Source organism: Paenibacillus sp. FSL W7-1088, from assembly GCF_037969855.1.
Classification (GTDB): domain Bacteria; phylum Bacillota; class Bacilli; order Paenibacillales; family Paenibacillaceae; genus Paenibacillus.
Genome location: NZ_CP150216.1, coordinates 4,427,938 through 4,450,370 on the forward strand (window position 1 = coordinate 4,427,938; position 22,433 = coordinate 4,450,370).

Annotated in this window: 22 protein-coding genes and 1 pseudogene; 18 read left to right on the forward strand and 5 right to left on the reverse strand. The window is 46.2% G+C overall.

Annotated features, from left to right (window positions below):
- Nucleotides 1-169: 169 nt before the first annotated feature.
- From gap (MKY42_RS19855) to MKY42_RS19875, 5 genes are all read left to right on the forward strand, one after another.
- Nucleotides 170-1,180, forward strand: a complete 1,011-nt coding sequence (gene gap / locus MKY42_RS19855) for a type I glyceraldehyde-3-phosphate dehydrogenase (RefSeq protein ID WP_179264219.1) — start codon at nucleotides 170-172, stop codon at nucleotides 1,178-1,180.
- Between the two features lie 219 nt (nucleotides 1,181-1,399).
- Complete coding sequence (locus MKY42_RS19860) at nucleotides 1,400-1,639, forward strand: NifU family protein (protein WP_163753924.1); 240 nt, start codon at nucleotides 1,400-1,402, stop codon at nucleotides 1,637-1,639.
- A gap of 210 nt (nucleotides 1,640-1,849) precedes the next feature.
- Nucleotides 1,850-2,839, forward strand: coding sequence for an aldo/keto reductase (locus tag MKY42_RS19865; RefSeq protein ID WP_053779478.1), 990 nt, complete (start codon nucleotides 1,850-1,852; stop codon nucleotides 2,837-2,839).
- Nucleotides 2,840-3,006: 167 nt separating this feature from the next.
- Nucleotides 3,007-3,357: a hypothetical protein gene (locus MKY42_RS19870; RefSeq protein WP_257031367.1), complete on the forward strand. Its 351-nt coding sequence runs from the start codon at nucleotides 3,007-3,009 to the stop codon at nucleotides 3,355-3,357.
- Nucleotides 3,341-3,460, forward strand: a complete 120-nt coding sequence (locus MKY42_RS19875) for a helix-turn-helix domain-containing protein (protein ID WP_256222578.1) — start codon at nucleotides 3,341-3,343, stop codon at nucleotides 3,458-3,460. Before MKY42_RS19870 ends, MKY42_RS19875 begins: the two co-directional genes overlap by 17 nt.
- A 257-nt stretch (nucleotides 3,461-3,717) precedes the next feature.
- Here MKY42_RS19875 and MKY42_RS19880 read toward each other — a convergent pair whose 3' ends face one another.
- From MKY42_RS19880 to MKY42_RS19890, 3 genes are all read right to left on the reverse strand, one after another.
- Entirely contained in the window at nucleotides 3,718-4,698 is a 981-nt protein-coding gene (locus MKY42_RS19880; protein ID WP_090905523.1) for an NAD-dependent epimerase/dehydratase family protein, read from the reverse strand.
- Nucleotides 4,695-5,270: a TetR/AcrR family transcriptional regulator gene (locus tag MKY42_RS19885; RefSeq protein ID WP_339844132.1), complete on the reverse strand. Its 576-nt coding sequence runs from the start codon at nucleotides 5,268-5,270 to the stop codon at nucleotides 4,695-4,697. The genes MKY42_RS19880 and MKY42_RS19885 overlap by 4 nt, the downstream gene beginning before the upstream one ends.
- 236 nt (nucleotides 5,271-5,506) lie before the next feature.
- Nucleotides 5,507-6,706 carry an MFS transporter gene (locus MKY42_RS19890; protein WP_090905520.1) on the reverse strand — a complete coding sequence of 400 codons (1,200 nt, stop codon included), beginning with the start codon at nucleotides 6,704-6,706 and terminating at the stop codon, nucleotides 5,507-5,509.
- Between the two features lie 909 nt (nucleotides 6,707-7,615).
- Between MKY42_RS19890 and hemQ the strand changes: the two genes are divergently transcribed.
- The 9 genes from hemQ (at nucleotide 7,616) to rarD (ending at nucleotide 17,027) form a co-directional block, all read left to right on the forward strand.
- Nucleotides 7,616-8,362 carry a hydrogen peroxide-dependent heme synthase gene (gene hemQ / locus MKY42_RS19895; RefSeq protein WP_339844134.1) on the forward strand — a complete coding sequence of 249 codons (747 nt, stop codon included), beginning with the start codon at nucleotides 7,616-7,618 and terminating at the stop codon, nucleotides 8,360-8,362.
- Nucleotides 8,363-8,504: 142 nt separating this feature from the next.
- Nucleotides 8,505-9,062 carry an NAD(P)H-dependent oxidoreductase gene (locus MKY42_RS19900; RefSeq protein ID WP_339853004.1) on the forward strand — a complete coding sequence of 186 codons (558 nt, stop codon included), beginning with the start codon at nucleotides 8,505-8,507 and terminating at the stop codon, nucleotides 9,060-9,062.
- A gap of 205 nt (nucleotides 9,063-9,267) precedes the next feature.
- On the forward strand, nucleotides 9,268-9,726 hold the full coding sequence (locus MKY42_RS19905) for a Rid family hydrolase (RefSeq protein WP_090905511.1): 459 nt from the start codon (nucleotides 9,268-9,270) through the stop codon (nucleotides 9,724-9,726).
- 109 nt (nucleotides 9,727-9,835) lie between these two features.
- Nucleotides 9,836-10,111, forward strand: coding sequence for a chlorite dismutase family protein (locus MKY42_RS19910; protein ID WP_306459203.1), 276 nt, complete (start codon nucleotides 9,836-9,838; stop codon nucleotides 10,109-10,111).
- A 58-nt stretch (nucleotides 10,112-10,169) separates the two neighbouring features.
- On the forward strand, nucleotides 10,170-11,534 hold the full coding sequence (locus MKY42_RS19915; protein WP_339844137.1) for a cytochrome ubiquinol oxidase subunit I: 1,365 nt from the start codon (nucleotides 10,170-10,172) through the stop codon (nucleotides 11,532-11,534).
- A complete protein-coding gene (locus MKY42_RS19920; protein WP_090905507.1) occupies nucleotides 11,534-12,547 on the forward strand; it encodes a cytochrome d ubiquinol oxidase subunit II in 1,014 nt (337 codons plus the stop codon). Before MKY42_RS19915 ends, MKY42_RS19920 begins: the two co-directional genes overlap by 1 nt.
- A 43-nt stretch (nucleotides 12,548-12,590) precedes the next feature.
- On the forward strand, nucleotides 12,591-14,357 hold the full coding sequence (gene cydD, locus MKY42_RS19925) for a thiol reductant ABC exporter subunit CydD (protein WP_090905505.1): 1,767 nt from the start codon (nucleotides 12,591-12,593) through the stop codon (nucleotides 14,355-14,357).
- A complete protein-coding gene (cydC, locus tag MKY42_RS19930) occupies nucleotides 14,354-16,081 on the forward strand; it encodes a thiol reductant ABC exporter subunit CydC (protein ID WP_090905503.1) in 1,728 nt (575 codons plus the stop codon). The genes cydD and cydC overlap by 4 nt, the downstream gene beginning before the upstream one ends.
- Nucleotides 16,082-16,124: 43 nt before the next feature.
- Nucleotides 16,125-17,027, forward strand: coding sequence for an EamA family transporter RarD (gene rarD, locus MKY42_RS19935; RefSeq protein WP_090905501.1), 903 nt, complete (start codon nucleotides 16,125-16,127; stop codon nucleotides 17,025-17,027).
- 571 nt (nucleotides 17,028-17,598) lie between these two features.
- Here rarD and MKY42_RS19940 read toward each other — a convergent pair.
- Entirely contained in the window at nucleotides 17,599-18,198 is a 600-nt protein-coding gene (locus tag MKY42_RS19940; protein ID WP_090905499.1) for a TetR/AcrR family transcriptional regulator, read from the reverse strand.
- Between the two features lie 233 nt (nucleotides 18,199-18,431).
- Between MKY42_RS19940 and gap (MKY42_RS19945) the strand changes: the two genes are divergently transcribed.
- From gap (MKY42_RS19945) to MKY42_RS19955, 3 genes are all read left to right on the forward strand, one after another.
- Entirely contained in the window at nucleotides 18,432-19,442 is a 1,011-nt protein-coding gene (gene gap / locus MKY42_RS19945; protein WP_179264217.1) for a type I glyceraldehyde-3-phosphate dehydrogenase, read from the forward strand.
- A gap of 220 nt (nucleotides 19,443-19,662) precedes the next feature.
- On the forward strand, nucleotides 19,663-19,902 hold the full coding sequence (locus MKY42_RS19950) for a NifU family protein (protein ID WP_090900032.1): 240 nt from the start codon (nucleotides 19,663-19,665) through the stop codon (nucleotides 19,900-19,902).
- A gap of 122 nt (nucleotides 19,903-20,024) precedes the next feature.
- On the forward strand, nucleotides 20,025-20,159 hold the full coding sequence (locus MKY42_RS19955; RefSeq protein WP_306459202.1) for an SOS response-associated peptidase family protein: 135 nt from the start codon (nucleotides 20,025-20,027) through the stop codon (nucleotides 20,157-20,159).
- A gap of 213 nt (nucleotides 20,160-20,372) precedes the next feature.
- On the opposite strand, the gene xerS is transcribed toward MKY42_RS19955, so the two are convergent.
- On the reverse strand, nucleotides 20,373-21,452 hold the full coding sequence (xerS, locus tag MKY42_RS19960) for a tyrosine recombinase XerS (RefSeq protein WP_090900035.1): 1,080 nt from the start codon (nucleotides 21,450-21,452) through the stop codon (nucleotides 20,373-20,375).
- A 377-nt stretch (nucleotides 21,453-21,829) separates the two neighbouring features.
- On the opposite strand from xerS, the pseudogene MKY42_RS19965 reads away from it, so the two are divergent.
- Nucleotides 21,830-22,384: pseudogene (locus tag MKY42_RS19965) on the forward strand (DUF2306 domain-containing protein).
- The last annotated feature ends 49 nt before the right edge of the window (nucleotides 22,385-22,433 follow it).

Here is a 22,433-nt window from a genome sequence, read left to right on the forward strand (position 1 = left end):
CTAATCTAACATTATATCAAATTTTACGGCCGAAACCTTGCCAATGTCATAAATCTTGATATAATAAAGGTACCGATCGGTATCTTTTTTTTAAAAACAAACCATTCCAAAGGCAAATTGGACAAAAAAATGGGGAATGGATTTCGAACGAAAACAGGAGGTTTATTCAATGAGTATAAAAGTAGGCATTAATGGTTTTGGGCGAATCGGTAGACTCGCTTTCCGTCGAATTCAAGATGTGGAAAATATCGAGGTTGTAGCGATAAACGATTTAACTGACGCAAAAATGCTGGCGCATCTGCTCAAATATGATACTACACAAGGCACTTTCTATGGTGATATCGAAGTTCATGTTGGAGCCTTTACTGTTAACGGTCAAGAAATTAAAGTGCTGGCTCACCGCAACCCTGAAGAAATCCCATGGGGCGAGCTTGACGTAGATATCGTACTCGAATGTACAGGTTTCTTCACCACCAAAGAAAAGGCCGAGCTTCACCTGAAAGGCGGAGCAAATAAAGTTGTTATTTCCGCTCCGGCAACAGCCGACATGAAGACCATCGTGTATAACGTAAACCATGAAACACTGGACGGAACGGAAACCGTCATTTCCGGTGCTTCTTGCACAACGGTCAGTCTGGCTCCCATGGCTAAAGCTCTGAACGATAAATTTGGAATTCAATCCGGGTTGATGACAACCGTTCACGCCTATACAGGCAACCAGAATACCCTTGATGCGCCAGATTCAAAAGGAAACTTCCGCGCAGCACGGGCTGCAGCAGAGAACATTGTTCCTTACTCCACCGGTGCTGCTAAAGCCATTGGCCTCGTTCTTCCTGAACTGAAGGGCAAACTTGATGGTGCATCTCAGCGTGTACCTGTGCCAACAGGCTCCGTAACAGAACTCGTAGCCATTTTGAACACTAAGGTAACGGTTGAGGAAGTTAACGCCGCTATGAGAGAAGTATCAGATCCAGAAACATACGGATACACGGAGGACGAGATCGTATCTTCCGATGTTAGAGGAATGACATTCGGGTCTCTTTTTGATGCCACTCAAACAAAAGTTCTAACAGTTGGCGACCAGCAACTAGTGAAAACTGTAGCCTGGTACGATAATGAAATGTCTTACACCGCGCAACTGGTTAGAACATTAGAATATTTCGCAAAAATCGCCAAGTAACACTGCTGCATTGCTTCTTGATTCTACCTGCAAGCGTCAAAAGAGCAGGGTTTATATGCACTGTACGGAAAGCTGCATAAGCAGGAGCAAGATCGGTACTTCCGATTTCTAGAAAGTTATTCCAGGTGAAGAGTTAAGTTTTTCAAGACATGATTGATGAATTAGAGAAAATGCGAACGGTGAAGCTGATAACACAGCCTCTATGAAAGGAGTCATGAAATGAGAGATTCTGAGGAATTGTTCAAAGATGTAGATGATGTATTGAGAAAACTGCGTCCTTATTTAAACCGCGATGGTGGAGATGCCGAATTGGTTCAAGTTAAGGATGGAGTGGCTAAACTAAAATTCTTGGGAGAGTGCAACGGCTGTCCTAGTGCAACGATCACATTGAAGGCTGGCATAGAACGTGCCATTTTTGAAGAAGTAGATGGCATTCATGAAGTCGTTCAAGTCTTCTAGAGAAAGGGTGACCAAACAAACTACTTCCTTGCTGACATACGTTTGGACCTGCCTTTTCGCTACAATAAGAGCGTAAACCAAACTTGAAACGAATGCAGCTTTATGATGAAGATTGCGCTAGATCCAACAAAAGTATGCGCTTCCGGAAAAAACGGCTTTTCCAAGTGCTTCAAAGGATCACGTTTCAAATCACATTTAGGAGGAACATTCATGTATAATGCCAGCTCCACCCGATATGACAAGATGACATATAACCGTACTGGCCGCAGTGGCCTGCTCCTGCCAGCTATTTCGCTAGGTCTGTGGCATAACTTTGGCGGGATCGATAACTTCGAGAACGGCAGAGCTATGGTGAGAAGAGCCTTTGATCTGGGAATCACCCATTTTGATTTATCCAACAACTACGGGCCTCCTGCCGGTTCCGCAGAAGAGACTTTCGGACAAATCCTGAAGAAGGATTTAGCCGCTTATCGTGATGAACTGATTATCTCCAGCAAAGCCGGATATTATATGTGGCCAGGCCCTTACGGAGAATGGGGCTCCAAGAAATATCTCGTATCCAGTCTGGATCAAAGCTTGCAACGGATGGGACTGGATTATGTAGACATTTACTACCACCACCGCCCAGACCCTAACACGCCGCTGGAAGAAACGATGTCTGCATTGGATCTGCTTGTTCGCCAAGGCAAGGCCCTGTATGTCGGCATTTCGAATTACAGTGCGGAAGATACCCGCAAAGCATCGCAAATCCTGCGCCAGCTCGGAACTCCATGCCTGATTCATCAGCCGAATTACTCGATGCTGTCCCGCTGGATTGAAGGCGGCTTGCAGGATGTACTGGACGAAGAAGGTATTGGAAGCATCGTGTTCTCACCGCTGGAAAAAGGCATCCTGACTGACCGTTATCTAAACGGCATCGCAGCCGATTCCCGTGCCGCCGGACCAAGTGTCTTCCTTTCTGAAAAAGAGCTTACGGATGATGTCCTCGGTAAAGTACGGAAACTGAACGATCTTGCCGCTGCTCGCGGACAGAAAATGTCGCAGTTGGCTCTCTCCTGGGTGCTTCGCGGCGGCAGAGTGACTTCCGCCCTGATTGGAGCCAGCAAGGTAAGCCAAATTGAGGATGCGGTCGCCTCCTTGAATGCACCGGAACTTAGTGCAGAAGAGCTGGAGCAAATCGAAGCCATTTTGCCCGGATAGTTTACTTTTCAATATGGAGGGCGGGGACAACGGTCCCCGCTTATTCTATTCTATCTACAGCCCATGCATGGGCTTGCGCTCTACTGAGCCTTTACACTCTACTCCTTGCTCATCCCTTTTCATTACAGGTTTATTTTCCGGATCATGCTCTGGAGTTGTCAACAAAAGTGCAGTTTGAAAACACACACAACAAGCTGATGGCTGCTTGCGGCGTTATATTAGCTCCACTCTATGGCACACTGCAAAGCATTATCGGCGGGTTGACGCTGGTGCTGCTGATTGCTGTTGCCAGCAGTTTCCGCTTCGGCTTTCAAGATACTAAACAAACAGCATTGCCACTGGCTCCTTTTCTGGCTATTGGCGGCATCGCTGCTTTTTTCTTTCGAATTAAAGCTATTTTTCATTTCGTATTAAGGAGGATAAATATGAATAGCGTATCTAATCTGCTTCATTTAGCACAACAAGGTGACAAAGAAGCTGAAGCCAGATTGATTATCCGTTATGGGATTTATAAATAAATACGCTAAACGAAATGGCACCATTGATCCAAATTGCAAACAACAGTTGACAATTGCCTTTATCCTGGCAGTCAGTCGCTTTGATCTTAGTCGTTACAAATAATACAAGGACAAGCCATGTGGAGTTTGCTTCATATGGCTTGTCCTTGTTTCCATACTATATTCTAAATTATTTATAGAGAAATATCCAAGGAAGTAATCATCAGATCTTAATGTTACCTTTATTGCCCCTTGATCTTTAAGAACTTCATATTACTTGTTTCAAGTACGTTCTTTTCTCTGCTGTCTGCTATATCGACAAAAGGGGGCAAGTCCGTAGAACGACTAACCGGCGATTGTCTGCGTTCGCCCTCCAAAGCACTATCGTCGAGCAGATGTTTCCTCATAGCTTTGCAAGCCCGCATCACGCAAAGTTCTTCCGACATAGCCCAACTCTCGACGTGCAGCGGCATCGTTGACTGTGAACTCACGCCCGATCATGCGTATCATCGAGCGTGAGATCGGCGGATCCCCGTCCTTCCGCGTGACGGCCCAGATAGTGTCGAGCAGCCGGCCAATGGCAGAGGCAAGCCAGTAGGGCATCGAATGCAGCTTATTGATGGACAAGCCCTGTAAGTTCGCGAGCGAGGTGACGAACTCACGGAAAGTCTGCCCTTCCTGGTCTTTGATGAAGAAGGCATGACCGCCTTCTCCGCGTGTGAGTGTGCATTGTATCGCTTCTACCACATTGTCCACGTGGCAGGTTGCAAAAGCATAGTCTCCGCGGTTGATGAAGGCGAACTGTCCAGATCTGACTGCTTCGGGAAGCCCTTGACTAAACGGATCACCCGGCCCCCAGATAGCCGGCGGGCGAAGCGCGATGGTGCGAAAGCCAGGTTTGTTAGCTGCCAGAACCATCGATTCGGCCCGTGCCTTGCTTGCCAGGTAGGCGGAGAAGTGGTTCGGGAAAATCGGCGTGCTTTCATCAACGTTGCGTTTGGGAGTACCGCCATTATCCATGAGGATTCCCGCTGCACTGATGTAGACAAATGTCTTCGCACCGGCGGACTCGGCTGCCTTCAACAAGGCTACGGTTCCATCAACGTTGGTACGAAAGAGGGGTTCGCGAGGCCCTGAAAAGCGGAACAGTGCTGCTGCGTGCACAACCGCATCAATCACCGGCAATATGAGTGGCGTGCTGCTTTCGAGATCGGCATCGACTGGCGTAGCACCCATGGACTTGAGTTTGGCGTGAGATGATATGGAGCGTGTGAGTGCGAAAATCTCGTGACCGTCCTCTATGAGCTTCGGGATTAGGCGACCGCCTAGCAGACCAGTACCTCCCGTGACAAGAATTTTCATTGTGTTCGTCCTTTCTGTTCAGGATGTAGGATGGACCGTATGGCCCCCTCACGAATTTGCTCCAGGATTTCTAAAGTGGGTGGCACCGCTTTGCGTAGCCGAGCTGTGACGTATAGTAGGGATGCAGCATTCGCAGATGCCCACATGAGATCAGCAGCCACCTCCACCGTCGGCCTGAGCCGACCCTCAGCAGCGATGGCCGCGATGCGTTGGATGAGGAGCGCAAATGCCTGCTCGTCGGCGGGAATTTCAGCATCGTTGAGAACGCGGCCCATCATCACCCCGTAGAGCCGTGGACGAGCCGCCGCGAAGCGCACGTAATCGTCCCAGCCTTCGCGTAGTGCCATAACCGGATCGAAGGATTGCGTAGCAGTCCTTTTACTCTCAAGAAACTGAGCAAATGCTTCCTTAATGGCGGCGCTCAGTAGCCCGTCGGCGCTGCCGAAGTGATGGTACAGCGTCGGTGCGGTCACCTTCGCTATTGCGAAGACGGAGCGGGTTGTGAACTGTGCCTCGCCCTCTTCCTCGAGAACTTGTAAAGCCGCATTGAGTAGAGCGTCGTGTGTATTCATGCGACCAATATAGCACAGCTACTTAGTTTGTCTATAGCGATGCTATATTGGTGCCAATCCCCTCCTGACATTCAATAAAACCCCAGTTCCCGACGCGACTATATCCGTTTCCCGTACGGACGCTGAAAATCCATCTTGATTCAGTGATTGTGGCAAACACGAGCAATCCCCCATCAAAGTCTGTCTCTATAAGACCCACGATTTCTCATGGACGATAAGCAAAGCTTACCCTAAAATTACGGCCTAGTACTTTTCTTTTGTTGTTGAACACTCCAGAGAGTAAATAAAATTCCCACGCCGGTTACGATGGAAGCAACCCAAGGAACGGCTGTTAGGCCTCCCCCAAATTGTAAATCTATAACCAAGCCTCCGATATACGCACCAAACGCATTACCCAGGTTAAAAGCCGCAACATTTAAAGTCGACGCCAGCGTTGGAGCTTCTTTGGCCATATTCAGCATATGAAGCTGCAATCCTGGTATAATTCCAAAAGCAGCCATTCCTAATATAAAAATAGTAATCAAAGCAGGCACTTTATGCTGATCCGTAATTGAGAATAATGCCAAAACTATGGCCAACACAACGAGTATCCCGAGGAGAGACGGCATTAATTTGCGGTCAGCCAGCTTGCCTCCGATAATATTCCCAAGCGTGATGCCGATCCCGAATAAAACAAGGATGTAAGAAACCGAATTCACCGGGAACTTAGTAATATCAGTTAAAATCGGTGAAATATAAGTGAATACCGTAAAGAGCCCTCCATTACCAAACGTCGTCATCAAAAGAGCAATATAAACGGTTGGCTTACGCAGTACACTAAGCTCCTGCTTAAGGTTCGATAAAGCTGATTCTACTTTTGGAACGAGCACGGCAATCCCAATCAAAGCAATCAGACCTAGGATAGTGATCGCCCAAAAAGTGGATCTCCATCCAAAGGCTTGACCAATAAATGTACCGATCGGAACGCCAAGAATATTTGCAAGTGTCAGACCGGTAAACATGATTGCAATAGCTCCAGCCCGTTTTTCCTTAGGAACCAGTCCAGCTGCAATAACAGATCCAACGCCAAAAAAGGACCCATGAGTTAATGCAGCCACGATACGAGCTACCATTAATACTCCATAGTTCGGTGCAAGAGCAGCCAATGCATTACCTGATATGAACAGAATCATAAGAAAAAGAAGCAACTGCTTTCGCTTCATTCGATGAGTGGCGACTGTGATGATAGGAGCTCCTATAGCCACACCCAGTGCATATCCGGTAATGAGTAGCCCTGCTGAGGGGATGGACACCTGCAAGCTTTCGGCCACTTCAGGAAGTAACCCCATAATAATAAATTCAGTCATTCCAATCGCAAATGCCCCGATTGTCAGCGCTAATAGCGCCAAAGTCGGTCTTTTACTTTCTGGTTTATTTTCTATATTCACTGCATCCAAATAAATAACCACCTATCCGTTTTTCTCAATAAGAAAGCACTCGAAAACCAGCAGCTTTAGCACCAGACTCGGGTGATTCCTGCATTATTCACAAGCCCCGTTCGACAAGCTCCTTCTGCTACTCCTTCGATATAGCTCACCATTTTGTCATACATATACGCACAATGGTTGTTCCATCTACTCGTGTTTCCTTGCGAAACAGCATTCCTGCAAATAAGACGAGAAGAATGTTATATTCATTAGCACGCGCTTGTTAGCCTATCCAATCTACTGAGCAAAACTCCTTAAATCCAGATCCCCCTAAACTCCCCAGCTTTAATCCTGTCACGAAAAAATCGAACATACGATTCCGGTCTTGCCTTTCAATAGAATCATGATACAATAAAAGGTACCGTTCGGTATCTTTTATTGTACAACAAGCTGTTCTAGAATGAAATAGCGCCGAGCCATTTTGTTTTCATGAGAGTTATTACCTTTTTGGAATAACTAAAACTTATAGGAGGACTTGAGAATGACTGAAAAGTAGATTTTAAAGGCGTTGAACTGATCTGACCTTTTTTTCGCCGAATTAAAGAGTTGTCACATAATGAATTTGTAGTGCACGCAAGGACAAGGAAGTGATTATATATTTGTTAAAATACGGAACTAAAATTCTCATTGTTGCTCGGGATAGACGCATTCAAATGCTTCTCAAATCAAATCTTGAGAAGAAAGACTGCATGGTCGATCAAGTGTATGATGATAAATCATCATTTCTTAAAACACGACAGTTCGACTATAGTCCCGTTACATTAGATGCAGCAACTCCTTATCAGGATGAAATCACTCTTTGTTCTAAGATCAAGAAATGAAATTCAAAAAAAAGAAAGCTATTGGATAAGACAAAACAACCAGGGGAGTTGAAGTAAGATGAGTGAAGCAACAGAAACGATAGAGGGTTGGTATGCACTGCATGATTTCCGCACCATCGACTGGCTTGCCTGGGAAAGTGCAACCACAAAGGAACGCGAGTATGCAAAGCATGATTTGATGACGCTAATCTATGAATGGTCGGCGGTCGAATCCCGGATGGAGGGCAGCTTGGCAATGTACGCCATCGTAGGCCAGAAGGCAGACATTATGTTTATAAACCTACGCGAGACACTCGAGGAGCTGAACTCAGCGGAGAACGCATTTAATCGTTCTCGGTTCGCAAAATTCGTAAAACCAGTTTACTCGTACGTCAGTGTCGTCGAGCTGAGCAATTATTTAGCCCCTCCCGGCTCCGATCCGATGCAAGTTCCCGAAGTAGCCGCTCGCCTTAAGCCAATCTTACCCAAGGCGAAACATATCTGCTTTTACCCTATGAACAAGCGACGCATGCTTAACGATAACTGGTACATGCTTTCTCTGGAGGAGCGCAAAAACTTCATGCGCAGTCACGGTATGATCGGCCGCACTTATGCAGGCAAGGTCAAGCAGATTATCACCGGCTCGGTCGGCTTCGACGATTGGGAGTGGGGTGTTACACTGTTTGCCGACGATCCGCTGCAGTTTAAGAAGCTCGTCTATGAGATGCGGTTCGACGAGACTAGCGCACGCTTCGGAGAATTCGGCCAGTTTTACGTTGGCAACATACTCACACCTGCTGGCTTGACAGAGTTGCTGAACGTGTGAAGGGCTAAATTATGCTTCACGGATTTTTAATTTTTTTATATTTCGTGACAGTTCTAGGTCCATTTTGAAAATATAAACCCAATTGCAAAGTACCGAGGAAACTTAACAAAAAATCAACCCGGATAAGGAGAAACTTAGATTGATGACAAACCAGACGGAAAAAACATTGGTCATTGTAACCCATCCTAACTTAAATAGCTCAAGAATAAATAAACGGCTGACCGAAGAACTATTAATACATGAAGAAGTCACTGTCCACCTGCTGTATGAAGCTTACCCTGACGAACAAATCGACGTGGAAAAAGAACGCCAACTTTTGGAAAATCACGACCGGATTGTACTTCAATTCCCATTTTACTGGTACAGCGCTCCTTACTTGTTGAAAAAATGGCTGGACAAAGTATGGGGCAGCGGCTGGGCGTACGGGCCGGGAGGAAATAAGCTGGAAGGTAAGGAACTGCGGCTGGCCATTTCAACCGGCGGTGTTCGTGAAGCTTATCAAGCCGGCGGATTCCATCAATATTCTTATAGCGAGCTGCTGAGACCCTTCCAGGCTTCTGCAAATCGTGTAAAAATGCTTTATAAACCCTCCTTTGAAATTAGTGGTGTTAGAGAAGTAAATGACGAAGCTCTTGAAAAACTGGCTAAGAAGTATGCTGAATTCGTCACTCAGCCATTTCTGATTGCAGTTGAATCCTAAGGGGGGATCTCACTCGGGGAGTCATCCAAAAACTTAACCCCTCATAAGCGGCGCTGCGCTCATATGTCCAGTAATCGTTGCTGGTGTATAAAAAAAGAACGGTTCCTGAGCATAATGTTATCCATCAGCAACGACAATGCAATCGGCTCACAAGAAAAAGCGGCTCGGATATCCGAGTCAGCGTATACGAAAAGGAGATAAGAAGATGACGAATACGAACGCAACGAATGGTAAAGAGGCCGCCTATCATGGTGTGCCGGCGGAAGACGCTTACGGTTATGCACAAGCAATCAAGATCGGAAACACGATCCATGTTTCCGGCCAACTCAGCCACGACGAAAATGGGGCGATGGTCTTCCCCGCGGTGCTCGATGAATCTGGGAAGCCGGCCGACTTCTCGATGATGGAGGAGCAGATGCGGGTAACCTATGCCAATGCCGCGAAGATCCTAGCACAATTCGGGGCCACCTTCGACCACGTGGTTGAAGATACGCTCTACGTCCTCGATGTCGATGCGGCGTTTGCGGTCGCAGGCAAGGTTCGGAAAGAAGTCTACGGGACGCCGCGGCCTCAGGTCGCCAGCAATTTGATCGGCGTACCGAGACTGGGCTTCCCAGAGCAACTAATCGAAATCGTCTTCAAGGCAGTGCTGCCTCAAGCCTAAGCGGACGCGGGTTTGACGAGGAGGCGTGCCCATCACGAACCCATCAAGACAACTGCCCCCAACGACATGTTGATTGTGTGCCAACCTGTGGCAGCATGTCGTGTTATGCATGAGACGTGTATTGGCATCCTTGGTCGCTGATAACGGTCAATCCAGTCACGTCTTTATGTTGTTTAAATACCTTTTTAGACGTCTCCAGGACCAACGGATTGTCGTTATGGCGGTCGAATCCCGGATGGAAGGCAGCTTGGCAATGTATGCCATCGTCGGCCAGAAGGCAGACATTATGTTTATAAACCTACGCGACACACTCAAGGAGCTGAACTCAGCGGAGAACGCATTTAATCGTTCTCGGTTCGCCAAATTCGTAAAACCAGATTGCTGAGGGACAGATATATAATCAACACAAATTACAAATGGCTTTGGAAGGGAGGTCGTAAGGAATGGGAATTGATACGGTACTATGGAGCAGGCTGGTGACAGGAATAACACTAGGGTTCCATATGATATTCGCGACGATTGGTGTCGGTATCCCTCTCATGATCGCGATTGCTGAGTTCATCGGCATCCGCAAGCAAGATTCTCATTACACACTGATGGCTAAGAGGTGGGCGCGGGGGTTTGTTATATCCGTCGCAGTTGGTGTCGTAACAGGCACGGCAATTTCACTGCAACTGGCATTGGTATGGCCGAATTTTATGAAATTGGCAGGGAACGTTATTGCACTTCCGTTATTCATGGAGGTATTTGCATTCTTTTTTGAAGCTATCTTTTTAGGCATTTATCTGTATACGTGGGATCGGTTCAAGAATCCCTATATTCATTGGCTGCTCACACTCCCCATTGTCTTAGGGGCAGGAATGTCTGCTGTTTTTATTACGACTGTGAATGGTTTTATGAACCAACCTGGGGGATTCACAATGCAAGGTGGACAATTTACAGCCGTTAACCCTGTGCAAGCGATGCTGAATACGGCGACGTTCTCCAAAGTGTTCCATGTATTAAGCTCAGCCTACTTAACAGGAGCGGCTCTGCTAGCAGGAATTGCGGCTTTTACGATGCTTAGAAAAGGGGTTACTGGATACCACAAAAAAGCGTTAAAGCTTATGATGGCCGTTGTTATGTTATTCGGATTGCTAAACACAGTAGCTGGAGATGCGTCTGCCAAGTTCTTGGCCGAGCATCAGCCGGAAAAGCTAGCAGCTGCGGAATGGCATTTTGAGACCGAGAGCGGCGCGGATTTGATTCTATTGGGGTGGCTTAATGCCGAGCATAAAATTATTGGCGCAATTCACCTGCCGAAGATTCTCAGCTTCCTGGCTTTTGGAAATTTTAATGCGAAAGTAACAGGTCTGAATGAATTTTCTCCAGATGAACAACCTCCGCTCCTTGTGCATTATTTTTTTGATTTGATGGCTGGCATAGGGTTTGCGTTATTGGGCATATCCGTTCTGTATTTCCTATTTACATTCTGGAAAAAACGCAATGAGCACAATAAATGGCTGCTCCGCATTATTGCTCTAGGTGCGCCGCTCGCATTTTTGGGAGTCGAGTTGGGCTGGTTTTACGCCGAGTTGGGGCGGCAGCCGTGGATTCTACGAGGATATATGCGTGTAGAAGAAGCGGCGACGACATCGCCCAGCGTGAGAATTCTTTTTTTCCTCTTCCTTCTTCTTTACATCGTATTAGGCGCGGTTAGTGTTCTTGTTCTTCGGCGCTTATTCCACAATAATCCGGCAGAAACTGAGATGGAGAAGTGGGCACAGCATGCGGGTAACAAGAGGTCCGGGAAGGATGCGCATGCCTGATGAGTTATGATTTGATTGGAATTTCAGTACTTTGGCTGTTTTTGTACGGTTATCTTATTTTAGCCTCCATTGACTTTGGAGCAGGTTTCTTTGCCTTTTATGCCCGCCTGACCAAGCAGGACCACCTCATTAATCGTCTGATTTCTCGTTATTTGTCACCCGTATGGGAGATCACAAATGTGTTTTTCGTCTTTTTCTACATCGGCATGATCGGATTTTTTCCGGATACAGCGTATTATTATGGCTCGGCGCTTATTGTTCCAGGGAGTGTCGCAATCGTGCTGCTTGCTATTCGTGGCTCGTTCTATGCATTTGAAAACTATGGGTCCAAAAATAATATTGTCTATCTGTTTTTGTACGGCGCAACGGGTTTGCTGATCCCGGCTTCATTGTCCGTGGCGCTGACCCTGTCTGAAGGCGGCTTTATCTTGAAGCAGGATCAGACGGTTTCTCTGGATTACTGGGCTTTATTAACCAATCCATTATCGTGGAGCATCGTTGGATTGGCGATTGTGTCTGTTTTGTTTATTAGTGCCTGTTTTTTGACGTTTTACGCTTCACGAGCAGAGGACAAAGCTGCCCTAAAGCTTATGCGGACCTATGCGCTGTTCTGGAGCACACCGACGATTATTATCGCCCTGACGGCCTTTATCTATTTGGGGCAACACAATGAGCGGCACTATCAAAATATGATGGATTTATGGTGGCTGTTAGCACTTTCTGTTACCTTTTTCATCATTGCGTTGTGGCTGTTATACCGCGGCCGTCGCTATGGGGTAGCATTTGTTTGCATCATGCTGCAATTTCTCTGTGCCTTTTTCGCTTACGGGATTGGGCAGTATCCCTATATTCTTGATCCCTACATTACGATTCAAAGCAGCGTTACCTCATCGTCAATGGGCTTCGCGCTGGTTGTCGTATTTATCGGGGGTATGTGTCTATTAATTCCTTCTCTTATTTTGGTTTTCAAGCTGTTTCTATTTGATGCGGATTACGTGAAAGGGAAAAAGTAGGCTGATTACTCGCAGGCTACTACCATAAAAGGAGTTGAGTTTGGTGAAGGAGAAAAGAAGCTTGATTGCTATACAGTTGACCGCGCAACGCAAACGTCTCATTTACCTGTCATTCATCTCGCTCGCACTAGGCGCCGCGATTGTAAGTCAGGCTGCACTGCTGGCCGAAGCCGTCCAGCAGATCTTTGTAGAGAAAGCATCTTTATCATCGGTTGCCCTACTACTTGGCATCCTACTGGTCGTGATGACGATGCGTACACTGTTGTCATTAGGGAACGCGACAGTTGGTTTGCAAATGGCAGCAACCGCCAAAATAAATATGCGAGCAGCCGTGCTTGAAAATTTCATGCATGCTTCCATGCCTTCCTCTCTTCAAGGGCAAACGGGGGGAAAGGTCAGCATTGCGCTGGATGCTGTGGATGAGGCGGATAGTTATTTCAGTCAATACATGCCGCGTATGGTGGAAATGGTCATTATCCCCATTCTGATTTTAGTCGTTTCGTTTACCCAACATGCCAATTCAGGTATTATCATGCTGGTTACAGCACCGTTTATACCGATTTTTATGATTTTGGTAGGGCTGAAAACAAAAAATAAATCAGAAGAAAAGTATGCGCAGTTGGCTGAATTTTCCGGTACATTTCTAGATTCTCTTCAAGGGCTCGTTACGTTAAAAATATTCGGACGGGCCCGCCATCAGCAGCAAGAAATCGAACGTAGTAGCTTAAGATACCGTGATGCCACAATGGATATTTTGAAGATTGCGTTTACGAATACCCTCATGCTGGAATCAATTGTGATGCTGAGCATCGGGATTGTTGCTCTCGAACTGGCCATTCAGCTCCTTGTTTTCAAATCGATGTCGTTTCACACGGCCTTTTTTGTATTGTTGCTCGTGCCCGAATTTTACAGCTTACTAAAGAGTTCGGGAACAGCCTTTCACAATGGGCGAACCAGTATGGGGGCGGTTCGCAAGGTTGAAACCATGCTCGCGGACACGAACGATAGAAACGATCTGAAGGATCAGCCGGTAGGGCTCCAGACATTTCCGAAGAAGCTGTTTCCAATGCCGCCCACCATTGAACTGGACAATGTCCGGTTTCAGTATGCACCTGACTCATTTGAGCTGAATACAGGTTCGATCACAATTCGACCAGGAGATCATATTGCCCTTGTTGGTCATAGCGGATCCGGTAAAACAACCTTGCTCCATCTTATAGCGGGTTTACTAAGACCGGTGTCGGGGACCATTCTAGTGAGTGGAAACCCGCTTACTCAACAGAATGAGACGATATGGTTCGAACATATCAGCTACATTACGCAGCATCCTTACATTTTTGCAGGTACCTTCGCTGATAATATCGCAATCGGTGCCGGGCGGAAAGTCTCCAGGGCTGAAATTGAGGCAGCGGCTGCGGACGCGGGTCTTTCGCAGGTTGTATCCCAACTGGAGCAGGGATTTGATACCCCCGTCGGTGAAGGCGGTAGAGGACTATCCGGTGGGGAAAAGCAACGGCTTGCCGTAGCGCGGGCTTTTTTGAAGCGACCTTCCATTATTTTGTTCGATGAGCCGACCGTCGGACTCGATCTTCACACCGAGAGCATCCTGCAACATTCGATTGGAACCTTGGCAAAATCGGCGACGATGATTACGGTGGCTCACCGATTGTATACCATTCGAAATGCGGACAACATTTTGTTTATGGACCATGGCGTCCTAATGGGCTCGGGACATCACGACGAGCTTATTAAACGCCTGCCTGCGTATGCAGAGATGGTCGATGTCCAACGCAAAGGGGTGCCGGGATGAACGAGTTGGCTATTTTGTTCCAATCTATGATTCGGGAGCGCAAAGATATTATTCTTTCGATTTTAGGCGGATTTGTCGCCGGTATTGCCGGTGTGATCCTCTTTTCTGCGAGCGGCTATCTGATTTCGCAAACGGTGTTTGCACCTCCGCTTTATACGCTGATCGTACTTACTTCGTTGGTCAAGCTGCTTGGTTTACTTCGAGCGGTGAGTCGTTATGGCGAGCGCTTATATTCACACCGAGCGACATTCTCTATGCTTAGCCGTTTGCGATCATCCTTTTTTGCCAAGCTCATTCCCTTAACGCCAGGCATTTTAAATAAAAACCGAAGCGGGGATCTGCTTGCACGAATCGTTGGGGATGTAGAGAGTTTGCAGCACTATTTTTTACGCGTCGCGTATCCGCCGATCATTGTTGTCATGGTGTTCTTGACGACAATGCTGGCTACCGCCTCCTTTTCTTTCTGGATGGCTTGCTTGATGCTACTCGGTATGCTGGGAACCGTATTGGTCGTGCCGGGAATCGTATTACTAGGATATCGGAAAATCAATGGGCATGTTCGCAAGCAGCGAGCGCTGTTGTCTACGGAAGTAACAGAGGTGTTGTATGGTTTCCGGGATCTTAAAGTTTATGGGCAGCTTGCGCAGCGGGAACAGCAACTTCGCCAAGCTTCTGCTACATTGGCAGCCGAGCAGCAGCGAGCGGCCGGACAACTGCTACGTGGACAAACGATGCATGCCTTTGTCACATATCTGATTTCCTGGGGGGTGTTGGCCCTTGGTGCTTATCTGATATCGGATGGAATGCTAGCTGGCGTATATCTGGCTATGCTTGTCATGGCCTCATTAACTGTATTTGAAGAAGCAGCGACTATGGCCACGTTGCCAGCATATAAGCAAGATAGCGAACATGCAGCCAAGCGGCTGACGGAAGCAGTATTGACTCCTGCAATGCAGCCGGTTCTGCCAAGTTGTACGTTAAATACCGAGCATGCCGTTTCTATTGAACTATCCGGCGTTTCATTTCAATATGAAGACGAGTGGAGACCAGCATTAAAGAACTTTTCGTTGCAAATTCCACCAGGATCTAAAACAGCGATTGTCGGACCTAGCGGTTCGGGAAAGTCTACGCTGATTGAGTTGTTACTCAAGCTACGTACGCCAACGGCTGGGGATTTGCGACTGAGCGGCATATCAGTACAGGAACTGGAGGAGTCGAGCATTTGGAAAACGGCTAGTGTCGTGCTGCAGCAAAGCCATTTTTTCCGGGGAACGATCCGGGATAACTTGCTCATGGATGGTGAGAATCATTCTGACGGCGACCTGTTGGATATTCTCGCTAAAGTGCAATTGCCGACCATCTCGTTAACGGATCCCGTGTACGAAAAGGGAGTAAATTTATCGGAAGGCGAAAAACAGCGGTTGGCCCTGGCGCGGGCCATACTTCGCAAGGGAAAGCTATGGCTACTGGATGAGCCGACGTCTTCGCTGGACTATGTGACAGAGCAACGTGTTTTGACGTACCTATACGAGCAGGCGTCCGAAGATACGCTTCTGCTAATCTGTCACCGGCTTAACGGTTTGGAAGGAATGGATAGAATCGTCGTTATGGAGCAAGGAGGGGTAGTAGAAACGGGTTCGTATTCCGAATTGATGGAGCAAAAAGGCTATTTTTATAAGATGAAACAAATTGAGTTACAATTAATTGGCGCTACGGGGGACTGAGCAGATTGCACTCAGAATCGGAGCGGGAAGAAGGAAATTGATTATGAATAATGGGTTAATCAACGCTATTATCGCTTATATCATGTGGGGAGTTCTCCCGCTTTATTGGAAGTTGTTTAATGATGTGCCTGCAGGCGAGATTTTATCACACAGGGTTGTCTGGTCGTTTGTCTTCATGGGTATTCTCGTCACCGTCCAGCGCCGCTGGGGTGATATGAAGCGGATTGTGACTAGCCGTACGCTCCTGCTATCACTCACCGCCAGCGGACTGTTGATCGCTGCTAATTGGCTCATCTTCATCTGGGCTGTCAATAACAACCATGTCGTTGAGACAAGCCTCGGCTATTATTTAAACCCGCTGCTGAACGTGTTACTAGCAATCGTCTTCCTTCGTGAGAAGCCGAATCGTGGCCAGTGGCTCGCGATTGCCGTCGCTGGCGCGGCGGTGCTCATTATCGCAATCGACTATGGGCGATTTCCGTGGGTCGCAATCTCGCTGGCTGCGTCGTTTGGCTTATACGGCCTTGCGAAAAAGAAGATTGTGCTAAACGCTTCTGTAGGCTTGTTGTCGGAGACAGTTGTAGTTCTACCCATTGCGCTCGGGTACTGGGTCTATTTGGCATCCGTGGGCAAGGCGATGGCATGGACACTGCCTCCGTCCATGTTCATCGAACTACTCCTTTCGGGCGTAGTAACGGCACTGCCGCTGTTCTTCTTTGCACGAGCAGCCGCCCGCATGGCGTTTTCCACACTCGGATTCGTACAATACATCGGGCCGACAATCATGCTGTTACTGAGCGTATTTGTGTTCAAGGAATCGGTTTCGTCTACCCTTCTCGTCGGTTTTGCACTCATTTGGACAGCGCTTGTTATATACGCTGTGGCATCAGTTCGTGGCACAAAAGTCACGAAGGTGAATGTGCACCATGATAAAACCTATGTATGACGAGGCCTTCAGGTGTTAGACAGTACAACATATTAATGAAAGCGTCCAAACGATGACAGATGTCACCCGAGAACTGAAGATTAACCATGACACAGTGTATGGTTCTCCAATAATAAGCTGCCCGTTCAACACAATGTGTTAAACCGCGAGTTCCAAGCGACGAAGCTCGAAGAGAAATGGGGCAGCGATATCATCTATGATTGGAACGCGGAAAGATGGCTGTTTTGGGCAAAGCCTGTTAGTTAGCCAAAAAAAGGTAAAAAAGCCGCCTCATTCGGTAAATTGTTGTACCCCTGCAATCTCCCGAAACGAGGCGGCCTCATGAAAAAGCCTACTTCAATATCCAGCATTCTTCAATATATTGATTCCGGAAGAAACCATCCTTCCCTACTAAGCGAGATGCACTACGTCGATGTTGCGCGGAAATTCACCGTATATAAGTTATATTTGTTATTGGCGGAAGGCTGCCTTCCAGCAGTGGAAGGGATTTCGAGGATGGGGATATACCTCCAAAATGTTGAGAGAGATCATATAAGCATCTTATTCTCTCTACGCTTCCAAGCACAACTGATTAACTATTTTTCAAACAACAATTCTGTAAATAAAATGCAAAGGATGCTGTATTCATTTGCATATGCTTATTATCCCCATCTAACTTGCTGAGTAAAATGCCTCCTTCGAGCAAGGAAAAGGCAAATGAAGCAAGAGCATCCGCATTTAAATCCTCCTTAAACTCCCCACTATTTATCCCGTTAAGAATTATACTCTTTATCATATCCAAATGGTTATGCAGCCCTTGTCTTGCCTGATCTCGAAGCTCCACATGAGTATCGTCACTTTCTACTGCTGTATTCTGCATAGGACATCCGCCAACAAATGGTGGATTACCAACAACATCTTCATAAACACGAAAAAAAGCAAGTAATCTCCCTGACGCAGATTGCTCCCGGTCGACCGCCTCAGCAAATTTGCTGATAACATTACTGGCGGCGTAGTTGTAGGCTTCAAGCGCAATTTCATCTTTACTTGTAAAATGCCGATAGATGCCCCCCTTCTTAATCCCGGTATCGGCAATAATATCGTTTAACGATGTACCGGCATATCCTCTCTGATTAAAGATTGCTGCCGATTTCATAATAATGTGCTCTCTTGTTCGATCTCCTTTTTTCATGGGTTCCTCCGAATGACCTTATTCCAATCTAACATTATATCAAAATTTTACGGCCGAAGCCTTGCCAATGTATCAAATCCTGATATAATAAAGATACCGATCGGTATCTTTTATTTTAAAACAAACCCATTCCAAAGGCAAGCTTGTTTGGCTTCGGGTCAATGCTTACCTTTAAGTTCTATTGGACAAAATAATATGGAATGGATTTCGAACGAAAACAGGAGGTTTATTCAATGAGTGTAAAAGTAGGCATTAACGGTTTTGGGCGGATCGGAAGACTCGCTTTTCGTCGAATTCAAGAGGTGGGCAATATCGAGGTTGTGGCCATCAACGATCTGACTGACGCAAAAATGCTGGCTCATCTGCTCAAATATGATACTACGCAAGGCACTTTCCATGGAGACATCGAAGTTCATGATGGAGCCTTTACTGTTAACGGCAAAGAAATTAAAGTACTGGCTAACCGTAATCCCGAAGAGATTCCTTGGGGCGAGCTCGGCGTAGATATCGTGCTTGAATGTACAGGTTTCTTCACCACCAAAGAAAAGGCCGAGCTTCACCTGAAAGGCGGAGCAAATAAAGTTGTTATTTCTGCTCCGGCAACAGCCGACATGAAGACCATCGTGTATAACGTAAACCATGAAACACTGGACGGAACGGAAACCGTCATTTCCGGTGCTTCTTGCACAACGGTCAGTCTGGCTCCCATGGCTAAAGCTCTGAACGATAAATTTGGAATTCAATCCGGGTTGATGACAACCGTTCACGCCTATACAGGCAACCAGAATACCCTTGATGCGCCAGATTCAAAAGGAAACTTCCGCGCAGCACGGGCTGCAGCAGAGAACATTGTTCCTTACTCCACCGGCGCTGCTAAAGCCATAGGCCTCGTTCTTCCTGAATTGAAGGGGAAACTTGATGGTGCATCTCAGCGTGTACCTGTAGCAACAGGCTCCGTAACAGAACTCGTAGCTGTTTTGAACACGAAGGTTACGGTTGAAGAAGTTAATGCCGTTATGAGAAAAGCATCAGATCCAGAAACATACGGATATACTGAGGACGAGATCGTATCTTCCGATGTTAGAGGAATGACATTCGGGTCTCTTTTTGATGCCACTCAAACAAAAGTTCTAACAGTTGGCGACCAGCAACTAGTGAAAACTGTAGCCTGGTACGATAATGAAATGTCTTACACCGCGCAACTGGTTAGAACATTAGAATATTTCGCAAAAATCGCCAAGTAACACTGCTGCATTGCTTCTTGATTCTACCTGCAAGCGTCAAAAGAGCAGGGTTTATATGCACTGTACGGAAAGCTGCATAAGCAGGAGCAAGATCGGTACTTCCGATTTCTAGAAAGTTATTCCAGGTGAAGAGTTAAGTTTTATCAAGACATGATTGATGAATTAGAGAAAATGCGAACGGTGAAGCTGATAACACAGCCTCTATGAAAGGAGTCATGAAATGAGAGATTCTGAGGAATTGTTCAAAGATGTAGATGATGTATTGAGAAAACTGCGTCCTTATTTAAACCGCGATGGTGGAGATGCCGAATTGGTTCAAGTTAAGAATGGAGTGGCTAAATTAAAATTCTTGGGAGAGTGCAACGGCTGTCCTAGCGCAACGATCACATTGAAGGCTGGCATTGAACGTGCCATTTTTGAAGAAGTGGATGGCATTCATGAAGTCGTTCAAGTCTTCTAGAAAAAAGGGTGACCAAAAACAAACGGCTTCCTTGCTGACATACGTTTGGACCTGCCTTTTCGCTACAATAAGAGCGTAAGCTAACTTGAAACGCACGCAGCTTCACAGAGCCCAACAGTCTTATGGCTGAAATCCATAACCGTATGCCGGCCATAATTAGTCCGCATGATGAAGCAGAGTGGTTAAGCAGAGAAAAGGACAAGAAGAGCGTTACAGGACTTCTCAGACCATTTGCAGCAGAAGAGATGCGTGCATAAGGTGGATTCTTCGGTGGGTAATGTAAGGAACAATAACAAAGATCCCAAGAAGTTTCATAACAAAAGATTTAGGAGATGTGAATGCGATTTACTTGATGACTAGCGTAATACGCCGGTCTCGGAAGATGGGTTCGGCGTATTGTGTTTTGTGCATGGTCTTGTAAAATCTCCTTTCCATAAGTGATTTTTTGTTTGAGGTCCCGAACCAAGTTATCACCTGTTTAAGCTATCTGCTCTATTTACAGATTCACGGCGTTCTTCTTCTCCAACGTGTGTGTAAATCATAGTTGTGTTTAAATCGGAATGGCCAAGTTGATCCTTTAACGAGGCAAGATCTTTGTTTTCCTTATGATACTTGGTTGCAAATGTATGTCTTAACTTGTGAATTGTCAGTGCCGGCTTTCCAAAAGAACTCACATAGCGATCGAGCATTTTTTGTGAAGCCCTAACAGTTAATCGGCTTACTTTCCCGTGAGGTCCAGTAGGAAGTGAAAGAAAGATTGCTTCTTGTTTGTCATCTACACCATAATTGGTTTGACGAAAGGCCAAATATGACTTTAAATCATCCAATGCAATATTACTTACAGGTACTGAATCTTTCTTATTACCTTTTCTGTTAACCAAGACCTTGCCTTTAAGCCAGTCTATATCAGGAAGGTCAAGGGACAGAGCTTCAGACACTCGTAGACCTGAACCAAGAATAAGACTTACGAATGCTAAATCACGGTCTTTGTTCTTCAAGTGGGAATTCAGAATTCGTTTATTGTCTTTGCATACGATCTGAAATCCTTCAGCAATGAATTCTCTGAACTCAAAAATCTCTTCATCACGGAGGATTTTATCCTTAATTCGATCTGCTTTTGCCATTACAGTAATCTTTTCTTTTTCCGTCTCAATTTTGACCATTACATTGCGCTTTATGTATGGGTATCCATTTTCATCCTCGGAAAGTACAGATAGGTACTGAAACAATGACTTTAGAGAGGCGATCTTTCTGGCTATAGTATCCAATGAGTTTTCATGTTTTATTGAAAGAAAGTCTTTGTACCGTTCAACATCGTCTACGCGTAAAGACTCCAGTGTAGAAAGAGGACAATCGAGTCTAGTTCCATTATAGAATCCCTCTGAACTCAACCAATCCAAAAAAGAGATGTAATCTGAACAATAACCTAATAGAGTATTAGGTGACCTTTTACGAAGGTTACGAATGATATATTCCTTAGCATACCAAGGTAATTGATCCATTTTAATTTCTGTTTTTTCATAAAGACGTTTCCGTTCATCATTGTGCATAAGTTACCTCCAAATATGACATATTTGTTAAAAACGTATATTCATAGTATACCAAACATTTGTTCCTGTGTATAGATTACGCCTAACTCTTGTTAGGCGTAATTAAGTTGATAGTTAGTTTTATAAAAGAAAGACGAGTCATCTTTTCCGGTTATCTTGGTGACTCATAACGACCATCAGACTGGAGAGTTTTCAAGGTGGCGCTGATGACTCTAAATAACATGTAATGGAGTTGCGCCATGACGATTAGTCGCAGTCTCTTGTTCTCGCTTAATTGCTGTTTTTTCATTTCACTGTTCACATTCGCCGGTTTCCATTTTGCCCGGTTGCGCAGTCAACGTGATTCTCGCCGATTGATAGGTAACGCGCCCAGGCTGATGAACACTAAAAGTGCTTTCCGCCTCCTGATTATCGTTGCTGCAGCCTTCGTCTTCTGGACGCTCTTGAATCGTTTCGCCCTGGATCCGGATGCGTCGGTTTTTTTGAGCCACAAGACCAAGCTCATCCGTCCGATGAATTTACCTGTCTGGCTAACTATGCTGAACGTTCACGTCATCTTCGCCTGCATCGCAATCGCTGCGGGAGTCATAAACTTTGCTAGTGCCAAGCTCCGTAAGTACCGGAAGATGCATCGTATTCTCGGCTACGTCTATGTCGTCGCCGTACTGGCCGTATGCATCACATCAGGCTATATGGCTCCTTTTGCGACCGGAGGCAAGATCGTGAGTGTAGCCTTCAATTTGCTTAATATCATTTAGATATTTATAACAGTGAACGCATACTTGCATATTCGACAAGGACGGGTTGAAAACCACCGCCGCTGGATGATCCGCAGCTACGCGTTCTGCTTTACAAATCAGATAATACATACGCTTATGCTTCTCTTCATCAACGCGCTGGGAATGAGCTACGAGGTACGGCGAGTGTTATAGGAACGATCGTACTTCTTTTCTTGGCGGCGGAATGGACCATTCGGAGACG